The following is a 9,796-nucleotide window of genomic DNA, read 5'->3' as shown; positions in this document are numbered from 1 at the left end:
AATCCGGTGTGGCCGATTTCATGGCACGCCGCAAGACCGGTCGCGGTTTCTGGGCGAACTCGATCGCATCTTGCGGCGTGCCATGAAATCGGCCACACCGGATTAGCGCTACCCAGGGCTGGAACCACCATGGCCGCCGAAGCTCCGATAGACAAACCCATGCAGCGCCACATGCTGTTTGCTGTGTCTGCCTGCTTCGGCGTCTTTGCGCTTCTGGTGGCGTTGCTGCTGCACGCTCCGCTTGCCTATTCGATCGGCGCCAACGCGTTCTTTGCCGCCTATGTCATTCTCGTCGTCGCCCAGATGCCGAAGTTCACCGGCAGGTATCTGAGCAAGAATGCGCGCGCCACCGACCAGCCGGTGCTGGTCATCTTCGCCGTGACGCTTGTCGTCGTCGGCGTTGCCGTTGTCGCATTGTTCCTGCTGATCAATCAGAAGGACAGAAGCCATCCCATCGAGCTCTTCTTCGCGCTGCTGTCGATCCCGCTCGGCTGGTTCACCATCCATGCCATGGCAGCGCTCCATTATGCTCATGTCTACTGGATGGATGGCGATGCGATGGATGCCGAGACCAGGAAGAAAATCCCGGTCGGCGGACTGCTGTTTCCGGGCGACAAACGGCCGGAGGGTTGGGACTTCCTCTATTTCTCGACGGTGATCGGCATGACGGCGCAGACCGCCGACACCAACATCTCGACGACGCATATGCGTCGTGTCGTGCTTGTCCACTCGATCCTGTCGTTTTTCTTCAACACGGTCATCGTCGCCGCTGCCGTCAATCTCGCCGTCAGCCTGGGCGGTCCGTAATAAATCCGTGATCGGATGAAACATCGGTTTGGATCGCGACGTATCAGGAGGACAATGAGCGCGCAGGCCATGCCGCGAGGCCGGGAGACGAAACACGATGGAATCCGTTGCCAGAAGCCAATCCGCCGCCGATCCAGGCGCTTCGGCGTCGAACGACAAAACGCTGATTTACCGGCAGTCGCGCTGGACGCGGCTGACGCATTGGCTGTGGGCGATCTCGCTGTTCTTCATGCTGTTGTCCGGCCTGCAGATCTTCAATGCCCGTCCGCAGCTCTATATTGGCAAGCAATCGGGCTTCGATTACAACAACACCATCTTCGCCATCGGCGCCGAGAACTCCGATGCGGGTCCGCGCGGCTACACGGAGATCTTCGGCAAGCGCTTCGACACCACTGGGGTGCTCGGCTGGTCGGGTCCGGCCGGCCAGGAGACGTCCCGCGCCTTCCCGTCCTGGGCGACCATCCCGTCCTACTATGATCTCGGCACTGCGCGCGTCATCCATTTCTTCTTTGCCTGGATACTCACCACGACGTTGATCGTCTGGTTTGTCGCCAGCACCGTGAACGGCCATTTGCGGCGCGATCTCGCGCCACGCCTCGACGATTTGAAGCGGTTGCCGCAAGACATCGTCGACCACGCCAAGCTCAAATTCCATCACACGCGCGAATACAACACGCTGCAGAAGATGGCCTATGGCGGGGTTCTGTTCGTGCTGCTGCCGCTGATGATCATCACCGGTCTGGCGATGTCGCCAAGCATGAACTCGGTGCTGCCTTTCCTCAACGATCTGCTCGGTGGCCGGCAGACGGCACGCACCATCCATTTCACCGTGATGGTGCTGCTGGTCGCCTTCTTCGTCGTCCATATCCTGATGATCCTGGCCGCCGGCCCGATCAACGAGCTGCGCTCGATCATCACCGGCTGGTACCGCACCGATCCTCCCGCACAGGACGACAATACAGCCGAGAGGAGTGCCTGACATGGCGAAGTTTGAGATCAGCCGCCGCAAATTCCTGACCGCTGCCGGCCTTGGCGCTTCCGGTATCATGCTGTCGGGCTGCGACGCCTTCGACAGCCAGCTAAGCGTCGGCAGCGGCCTGCGCAGTTTCCTCGAAAACGCCAATGGCCTGACCTACCGCGCACAGCGCCTGCTGGCCGGACGCGACGCGCTGGCGCCGGAATTCACCGAGGCCGATATCCGCCAGCCGCAGCGGCCGAATGGTGTCACCGCTCCCGATGACGACGTCTACAAGGGCCTGCTCGCCAACAATTTCGCCGACTGGCGTCTGGAAGTGACGGGTCTCGTCGAAAAGCCGCTGTCGCTCAGCCGCGAGCAGCTCCAGAACATGCCAAGCCGCACCCAGATCACCCGCCATGACTGCGTCGAAGGCTGGAGCTGCATAGCCAAATGGACCGGCACGCCGCTGTCGCTGGTGCTGGACCAGGCGGTGGTCAAACCGCAGGCGCGCTATGTCATGTTCCATTGCCTCGACACGATCGACCGCAGCCTGTCGGGCGACATCAAATATTACGGCACCATCGACCTCATCGATGCCCGTCACCCGCAGACGATCCTCGCCTACGGCCTGAACGGCAAGCCGCTGCCGGTCGAGAACGGCGCGCCGCTGCGGGTTCGCGTCGAGCGCCAGCTCGGCTACAAGATGCCGAAATATCTCTACAAGATCGAACTGGTCGACGGCTTTGCCGATGTCGGCGGTGGCAGGGGCGGCTATTGGGAAGACAATGGCTATGACTGGTACGGCGGGATCTGAGCTGCACACCGCAAATCCGGCGCTGAAGATGCTAGCCTAGCGAGCGGCGAAACAGCTCGCCTTTTCCGGCAATCTGCTCGCCAATGCCGCCAAGCCGCAGCATATGCCAGGCAAGTGCATGGTTGCTGGAGGTGACCGGTTTCCCCAACTCCTTCTCGACCTCCTCGATGATGCGGGCAACGCGCATGCTGGTGCAGGAAACGAACACCGCATCACAGTCGCTCGACGCACCGATTTCCAAGATGGCCTGCTTGACCGATGCCGGCGTGATGCGTGCAACGACATTGTCGTCCGCCTCGTTGAAGGAGCCCATGACCGGAATATCCATCCCCCGCGCCATCAGCGATGCCCGCAGCGAATGATTGATTTTCGCCAAGTAAGGGGTGAGCAGCGCGATCCTCGAGACCCCCAGGGCCTTCAGCGCGGCGCGTGCCGCGGTCACCGGATTGGTCACCTGCACACCAGGCAGCACCTCGTGAACGCGCTCGGCAACCTTATCCTCGCCGATGACCAGCGCTCCCGACGTGCAGGCAAAGCCGATCACATCGAACTTGACGTCGGGCAAGAGTCCCACCGTTGCCGGGATTACCGCCGACATTTTCATCAGGTTTTCCGGTGTGATCTCGACATCGCTGTAGAGCCGCGCCTCGTACAGCGCGATGTCGCGCGCGGGCAGCGCATAGCGGAATTCATCCTCGATGGTCTGGTCGGTCCGCAGCACGAGCAGGCCGAGATTGGCGCGCGTGCCGATACCGTCATCGGTCGTGAAGGGAATGTGTTCCTTGTCGAGGACAAGCGTGTCGTCGGCGCGCGTAACCGGGGCGTCCATGGTGCAGTGCCCTTCCTGATGTCCTCAATCAGAATTGTCGACAATAGAAACGGCGATATTGCCGAAACTGTCAAGGGCTCTGTGCAGATCCTGGGAACCGGTAAACGCCTGAATTTTGCGCTTGCGCGGATCGCTTGTCCGTCGCCGACCCATTCACCGTTGACAGGGATCGGCGTCTTCCTATTGAATTGTCGACAATAGGAACACAGCCCTTCGGGACAGCAATGCGCGTATTGATCTTGGGCGGCGGCGTGGTCGGGATCACCACCGCCTATCAGTTGCAAAAGGACGGCCACGCGGTCACTGTTCTCGAGCAGGCACCGCAGGTGGCCGAGGGCGCGAGCTGGGCAAATGCCGGCATGATCGCGCCCGGTCACTCCTTCGTCTGGTCATCGCCAGCCGCGCCAAAAATCCTGCTGAAGTCGCTGTTCCTGAAAGACCAGGCGCTTCGCTTCAAACTTTCCGCCGACCCGCATCTCTACAGCTGGTCGCTGCGCTTCCTCAGGGAATGCACGGCCGCCAAAGCGCGTCGCAATACCCTCCTCAAACATCGGCTTGCGGTCCATTCCCAATCGGTCCTGCAGGCGGTCGTCAGGGAGGAAGCGATCCAGTACGACAGGACCTCGGCCGGCATCCTTTACTTCCACCGCAGCCGTCAGGCGCTCGACAAGGGCGTCGCCAACATGCGCCTGCTGGAGGCCGACGGCCAGGAGATCCGCATTGTCGACGCACAGGAAATCATTGACCGCGAGCCGGCGCTGGCTTCGTCGCGCGGCAGCATTGCCGGCGGCATAATGTGTCCAACCGATGAAACCGGCGACGCCGCCAAGTTCACGCGCGCGCTGGCGGCCATCGTCGAAACGAGGGGCGGCAAGATCCTGACAAGCACGAGGATCGTCGGGATCGAACGCAGGAATGACGCGATCATCCGGGTCGTCACCGACAAGGGAGAATTTCTGGCCGACGCCTACGTTCTGTGTCTCGGCGCCGAAAGCCCGATCCTCGCCCGCAAGATCGGCCTTGGTCTGCCGATCTATCCGGTCAAGGGATATTCCCTGACCGTTCCCATCGTCGACCCGGCGCTGGCTCCAAAACTCCCCGTCATCGATGAGCACAATCTCGTTGCCATCACGCCGATGGGTGATCGCATCCGCGTCACCGCCACCGCGGAATTCGCGGGCTATGATCGCAGCCACAAGCCTTCGGATTTCGCCTTCATGAAGCGCATCACGCAGGACCTGTTCCCGCGCGGTATCGCCTATGATCGCGCCGAAATGCGGGCCTGCCTGAGACCCATGACGCCCGACAATCTGCCGATCCTCGGCCTGCGCAACATCAAAAACCTCTGGCTGAACACCGGCCACGGCCATATCGGCTGGACGATGGCGCATGGATCGGCCCGCATCGTCGCCGAACTGATCGCCGGCCGGGCTGCGCCGATCGCCCTCGACGGTATCCTTCCCACACAGGCGCGGTTCGCCGAACCAAGCGCCGCAAAGGCTTGACCGACGCCATGCTCCGACCCACCAGGCACAGCAACCAGGACGACGATGCGGCGTTGGCATCCAAGCCGATCAAGACCGGCCCGCGCGTCTATGAAGAGATCCGTCGCATGGCGATGGACTATCGCTTCAAGCCGAACGAGCGCATCAACGAAGTGGCGCTTGCCGCGAGGCTGAATGTCAGCCGCAGCCCGATCCGGGAGGCCCTCCAGCGGCTGGTCACGGAGGAACTCATCACCTTCCAGACCAATCGCGGCTTCTTTTGCCGCGGCTTCGATGTCGACGAGGTCGTCAATCTTTCCGACGTGCGGGCGGTGCTTGAGGAGCGCTCCGTCAGGCTGGCGATCCAGCGCGCGACCAATGAAGAGCTCGCCGCGCTCGTCGACTGGTGGACGCTCACCATGGCGCGCGCCGACTCGTTTTCCAGCGCCGAGCTGACCGCCAGGGACGAGGAGTTTCACATCCGCATCGCCAGGCTGTCAGGCAATCCCGAACTGGCGCGCATGCTCGAAGGCATCAACACGCGCATCCATTTCGTTCGCAAGATCGAAGTGGAGAAGCACCGGCGACTGTCGACGACCTACACCGAACACAGCGAAATCGCCCGAGCCATGGTAACCCGCGATGCCGACACGGCCGCAAGGCTCATGCATGACCACATCGACATCAGTGTCGCCGATGCCATGTCGACCGTCCGGGAAGGCCTGGCCCGGATATACGTCGACGTCGATCAGATCTGACCAGCATCCCGGATCCGATTAAGCAATCCCTGGCCGGTCAGGCAACCTTGTCGAGCAGCGGCCTGAGCGCCGGGTGAATTTCCGGCGAGGCGTGCTTGATCAGGGTCAGCAGCGCGCGTTCGTTCTCGTAAAGAGGCCTGTCGACGCCGATATGTTCGATCAGCCAGCCGGCTTCGCCGGCATCGATCGTCTCGGCACGGTGGGCCAGGGCCTCGGCCGCCCTGTTCTTGGCTTCCCATTCGGCTTCGATGTCGCCAGGAGATCGGTAGGCCTCCATGATGCCGGCAAGCCCGCCGGAGATCATGCGGCTGAAGAAGCCGCCGATTTCCGGATCGGCATGTTCGAGGAAGGCGTCATGGCGCAGCGCCACGTCGCGCGTCGGTGCTTCGTAGCCGGCCGAGCACATGACGAAATTGGCGATCGCCTTGACGAACAGCTCGTTCCAGGACGGATCGTTTTGTCCTTGAGCAGTCCGCTCGTTGATCTTGAGCAGCACCTCGGCCTCGGCGCGCGTGATGGCGATGTTGCCGTCGCCGCCATGGGCATGGAGTATCCGGCGCAAAAGCTCGACCTCCGCCTGCGCGACGAGGCCCGGAGCCAGCGCGCCGCCGAGCATCAGCGGCCCCTTGCCGTCAATGACGGCATGCGCCACCTGCTCCAGCGCATACACACAAAGCTGGGCCGGCGACGATTTCGCCTGTTCCAGCACATGCACCAGCAATTCGAGTTCGGTCCGGCTGTCGACCATGCCGTCGCGCGAGATCGTGCGGATCAGCCAGTCGGCATTGTCCTGCGAGATATAGCCCGATGGCTTTTCCTGGTGGACGATATAGTCGGTGACCGCCTCAATGAAGAAGGGCGGCCATTCCTGGCATTTGTCCTTCGCCGTGGCATCGAGCGCGAACAGCGCCTCGGCCTCGCCACGCGTCACGACGCCGTCGCCGAACACTTCATGGCGCAACATCGCCACGTCCTCCGCGGCGATGCGGCTTTTCGAGGTCAGCCCGGCCACCGGCGCGCTCATGATCAATTCGCCCATTTGTCGTCCCCGTCCGCCGTCGCCAAGCGCCGGCCCCATAGCGTCATACAAGCCAACATATCAGCAGTGTCTTGAAAAACCGGCAAACGGCGTGGTTAGTGAAGACTTGTCGCCAACGCATGTCGCCTGACAGCGTGCCGCGGTTTGAAGAACGACATGCATGCGCTTTAGATGTTGCTGACAGGTGACAAGCCGTCGCGCGCAAGCTATGGATGGCGCGTCGAGGACTCAGGGTCTTGAGTCCTACCTGTTTGCGGGAGAGAACAGCGAGAGCTGTCGCCGAAGGGGAAATCGCCCGAAATCTCTCAGGCAAAAGAACCGTAGACGGGAAAGACACTCTGGAAAGTCGGGGCTTGCCCCCGCGCCGAAGGTGTAAGCGCCGCTGACAGAGTTCCGGCTGCGCGAGTCTCTCAGGCTTCAGACAGAGGGGCACGGACTGGTCGCCATTCGCGACCGATTGCGTGCGACTCTGGAGACGACATGACGGGCGACGACACAAAACACCTTCCCCTTGAAGATATCCATATGGCCGCCGGTGCGCGCTTCGGCGCCTTTGCCGGCTGGTCGATGCCGCTGACCTATCCGGCCGGCGTCATGAAGGAACACCTTCACACCCGCGAGCAGGCCGGCCTGTTCGACATCTCGCACATGAAGCTGTTCGAGGTCAGCGGACCGGAAGCGGCGGCACTGCTCAACCGTGCCTGCCCACTGGATGCCGGCGCGCTCGAAATCTCGCAATCCAAACTGTCCTTTTTCCTCAACGAAGCAGGCGGCATCCTCGACGACCTGATCGTCACCAGGCTTAGCGATGCCAGGTTCATGGTGGTCGCCAATGCCGGCAACGCCGTAGCCGACGAAAAACATTTGCGTGCACTTGCCGCGGATTTCGACGCCAGGATCGAGCCGCTCGACCGCGTCTTCCTGGCCATCCAGGGTCCTGAAGCCTGGGCCGCCCTTTCCCGCGCCGGCATCGAGACCGGCTCGCTGCTGTTCATGCATGGGGTCGAACCGCGCAAGAACTGGTTCATGAGCCGGTCGGGCTATACCGGCGAGGACGGGTTCGAGATCGGCTTGCCGGAGGCCGATGCACGCGACCTCGTCGCGAAGCTGCTCGGAGACGAGCGCGTGCTGTGGATCGGCCTGGCTGCGCGCGACAGCCTGCGCCTGGAGGCCGGTCTCTGCCTGCATGGCCAGGACATCACACCGGAAACCGACCCGGCCAGCGCCGCCTTGATGTGGGCAATTCCAAAGGACATCCGCGCTTCCGGCACTTTCATCGGCGCCGATGCGCTCCGCGCCGCGGTGGAACGAGGACCCGCGCAAAAGCGCGTCGGTTTGAAGCCGGAAGGCCGCCAGCCGGTGCGTGGCGGTGCCGCGCTCTTCGACGCCGACGGCAACCCGGCCGGCCATGTCACGTCGGGCGGCTTCGGCCCCTCGGCCGGCCATCCGGTCGCCATGGGCTATGTCTCGACACCTCTGGCAAAGCCCGGAACACGGGTTTTCGCCGATGTGCGCGGCACGAAAATCCCAGTCGATATCAGCTCCCTGCCCATCACACCGCATCGCTACCGAAAAGGATGATCTCAATGGCAACGACCTATTTCACATCAGATCACGAGTGGCTCCGCGTCGAGGGCGGCATCGCCACGGTCGGCATCACTGATTACGCGCAGGAGCAGCTCGGCGACCTCGTCTTCGTCGAACTGCCGGAGACGGGAAAGAAATTGACCAAGGGCGACACCGCCGTCGTGGTCGAATCCGTCAAGGCGGCGTCCGATGTCTATGCACCAGTCGACGGCGAGATCACCGAGGCCAACGGCACGCTGTCGTCGGATCCGTCACTGGTCAATTCGGCCGCAACAGGGGCCGGCTGGCTGTGGAAGATGAAGCTTGCCGACGAAAGCCAGCTCGCCGGTCTCATGGATGAGGCCGCCTACAAAGCCCATATCGGTTGATATCAGGACTTATTGAGATGACCGCAGCACCCTACCCCTTCTCGGCCCGCCATATCGGTCCCGGCCTCAACGATACCAGAGCCATGCTGGCCGCCATCGGCGTGCCCTCGATCGAGACGCTGATCAGCCAGTCCGTCCCGAAGTCGATCCGGCTCGATCGGCCGCTTGCCCTGCCGGCACCAGCGAGCGAGGCGGAAGCGCTGGCTGAGCTTTCGGCTGTCATGGCCGGGAATACGGTGCTGAAGAGCTTCATCGGCGCCGGTTATCACGGCGTCCATGTGCCGCCGGTTATCCAGCGCAATCTGTTCGAGAACCCGGCCTGGTATACGGCCTACACGCCCTATCAGGCCGAGATCAGCCAGGGCCGGTTGGAAATGCTGTTCAACTTCCAGACCCTGGTCACCGAACTGACCGGCCTGCCGGTGGCATCGGCGTCGCTGCTGGATGAAGCAACCGCCGTGGCCGAGGCGGTCGGCATTGCGCTGCGCCATCACCGCGACAAGCGCACCAAGGTAGCACTTGCCGGCACGCCGCACCCGCAGACGCTGGACGTGGTGCGCACCCGCGCCGAGCCGCTCGGCATCGAGATCGATGGCGAGACGATCGACGACAACACCGCCGCCCTGCTTGTCTCCTGGCCGGATACATTTGGCGTCTATGGCGACCACAAGGCAGCGATCGACAAGGCACACGCGACCGGCGCTCTCGTCGTCTTCATCGCCGACCCGCTCGGCCTGACGCTGACCGACGCGCCGGCCAAGCTTGGCGCCGACATCGCCGTCGGCCCGATGCAGCGCTTTGGCGTGCCGATGGGCTTTGGCGGCCCGCACGCGGCCTATTGCGCCGTCTCCGACAGGCTGACGCGGCTGATGCCTGGCCGCCTGGTCGGCCAGTCCACCGACAGCAAGGGTCGGCCCGGATACCGGCTTGCCTTGCAGACGCGTGAGCAGCATATCCGCCGCGACAAGGCGACCTCCAACATCTGCACCGCGCAGGCGCTGCTCGCCAATATGGCGACCGCCTATGCCATCTGGCACGGCCCCGCCGGGCTGCAGGCGATTGCCGGGCGCATCCACACGCTGGCCAATCGTCTTGCCGCCGGGCTCAAAGCAGCAAACATCTCCGTGCTCGGGTCAAGCCGCTTCGACACGG

9 protein-coding genes, 1 pseudogene and 1 riboswitch are annotated in these 9,796 nt (G+C 62.9%); of the genes and pseudogenes, 8 read left to right on the top strand and 2 right to left on the bottom strand.

What is annotated here, in order from left to right; all coding sequences use genetic code 11:
* Positions 1–129: 129 nt before the first annotated feature.
* The 3 genes from EN914_RS12145 (at position 130) to EN914_RS12135 (ending at position 2,579) form a co-directional block, all read left to right on the top strand.
* Positions 130–807, top strand: a complete 678-nt coding sequence (locus tag EN914_RS12145; RefSeq protein WP_013531945.1) for a DUF1345 domain-containing protein — start codon at positions 130–132, stop codon at positions 805–807.
* 97 nt (positions 808–904) lie between these two features.
* Positions 905–1,786 carry a cytochrome b/b6 domain-containing protein gene (locus EN914_RS12140; RefSeq protein WP_024505335.1) on the top strand — a complete coding sequence of 294 codons (882 nt, stop codon included), beginning with the start codon at positions 905–907 and terminating at the stop codon, positions 1,784–1,786.
* 1 nt (position 1,787) lies between these two features.
* Entirely contained in the window at positions 1,788–2,579 is a 792-nt protein-coding gene (locus EN914_RS12135) for a molybdopterin-binding protein (protein ID WP_024505336.1), read from the top strand.
* A 31-nt stretch (positions 2,580–2,610) separates the two neighbouring features.
* On the opposite strand, the gene EN914_RS12130 is transcribed toward EN914_RS12135, so the two are convergent.
* Positions 2,611–3,408 (bottom strand): aspartate/glutamate racemase family protein, encoded by a 798-nt coding sequence (locus tag EN914_RS12130; RefSeq protein ID WP_024505337.1) that lies wholly within the window; start codon positions 3,406–3,408, stop codon positions 2,611–2,613.
* Positions 3,409–3,632: 224 nt separating this feature from the next.
* Here EN914_RS12130 and EN914_RS12125 point away from each other — a divergent pair, with 224 nt between their 5' ends.
* Both EN914_RS12125 and EN914_RS12120 read left to right on the top strand, forming a co-directional pair.
* Positions 3,633–4,913, top strand: a complete 1,281-nt coding sequence (locus EN914_RS12125; RefSeq protein ID WP_024505338.1) for a D-amino acid dehydrogenase — start codon at positions 3,633–3,635, stop codon at positions 4,911–4,913.
* A gap of 8 nt (positions 4,914–4,921) precedes the next feature.
* Positions 4,922–5,650 carry a GntR family transcriptional regulator gene (locus EN914_RS12120; RefSeq protein ID WP_024505339.1) on the top strand — a complete coding sequence of 243 codons (729 nt, stop codon included), beginning with the start codon at positions 4,922–4,924 and terminating at the stop codon, positions 5,648–5,650.
* Positions 5,651–5,687: 37 nt separating this feature from the next.
* Here EN914_RS12120 and EN914_RS12115 read toward each other — a convergent pair whose 3' ends face one another.
* Positions 5,688–6,689: a hypothetical protein gene (locus tag EN914_RS12115; protein ID WP_024505340.1), complete on the bottom strand. Its 1,002-nt coding sequence runs from the start codon at positions 6,687–6,689 to the stop codon at positions 5,688–5,690.
* Positions 6,690–6,933: 244 nt separating this feature from the next.
* A riboswitch (glycine riboswitch) is annotated at positions 6,934–7,020 on the top strand.
* Between the two features lie 149 nt (positions 7,021–7,169).
* Between EN914_RS12115 and gcvT the strand changes: the two genes are divergently transcribed.
* The 3 genes and pseudogenes from gcvT to EN914_RS12100 form a co-directional block, all read left to right on the top strand.
* Complete coding sequence (gene gcvT / locus EN914_RS12110) at positions 7,170–8,270, top strand: glycine cleavage system aminomethyltransferase GcvT (RefSeq protein ID WP_024505341.1); 1,101 nt, start codon at positions 7,170–7,172, stop codon at positions 8,268–8,270.
* Positions 8,271–8,275: 5 nt separating this feature from the next.
* A complete protein-coding gene (gene gcvH, locus EN914_RS12105) occupies positions 8,276–8,644 on the top strand; it encodes a glycine cleavage system protein GcvH (RefSeq protein ID WP_013531953.1) in 369 nt (122 codons plus the stop codon).
* A 17-nt stretch (positions 8,645–8,661) separates the two neighbouring features.
* A pseudogene (locus tag EN914_RS12100) lies at positions 8,662–9,796 on the top strand (glycine dehydrogenase); the annotation flags it as partial.

The sequence above is a fragment of the Mesorhizobium sp. M7A.F.Ca.CA.001.08.2.1 genome, from assembly GCF_003998455.1.
GTDB lineage: Bacteria > Pseudomonadota > Alphaproteobacteria > Rhizobiales > Rhizobiaceae > Mesorhizobium > Mesorhizobium ciceri.
The sequence above is the reverse complement of the archived record's forward strand: the minus strand, read 5'-3'. Positions and strand labels throughout refer to the sequence as shown.

Excerpts from the sequence above, each read along its gene's own strand:
- EN914_RS12145 (WP_013531945.1), top strand. The coding sequence starts at position 130 with ATGGCCGCCGAAGCTCCGATAGACAAACCCATGCAGCGCCACATGCTG.
- EN914_RS12140 (WP_024505335.1), top strand. The coding sequence starts at position 905 with ATGGAATCCGTTGCCAGAAGCCAATCCGCCGCCGATCCAGGCGCTTCG.
- EN914_RS12135 (WP_024505336.1), top strand. The coding sequence starts at position 1,788 with ATGGCGAAGTTTGAGATCAGCCGCCGCAAATTCCTGACCGCTGCCGGC.
- EN914_RS12130 (WP_024505337.1), bottom strand. The coding sequence starts at position 3,408 with ATGGACGCCCCGGTTACGCGCGCCGACGACACGCTTGTCCTCGACAAG.
- EN914_RS12125 (WP_024505338.1), top strand. The coding sequence starts at position 3,633 with ATGCGCGTATTGATCTTGGGCGGCGGCGTGGTCGGGATCACCACCGCC.
- EN914_RS12120 (WP_024505339.1), top strand. The coding sequence starts at position 4,922 with ATGCTCCGACCCACCAGGCACAGCAACCAGGACGACGATGCGGCGTTG.
- EN914_RS12115 (WP_024505340.1), bottom strand. The coding sequence starts at position 6,689 with ATGGGCGAATTGATCATGAGCGCGCCGGTGGCCGGGCTGACCTCGAAA.
- gcvT (WP_024505341.1), top strand. The coding sequence starts at position 7,170 with ATGACGGGCGACGACACAAAACACCTTCCCCTTGAAGATATCCATATG.
- gcvH (WP_013531953.1), top strand. The coding sequence starts at position 8,276 with ATGGCAACGACCTATTTCACATCAGATCACGAGTGGCTCCGCGTCGAG.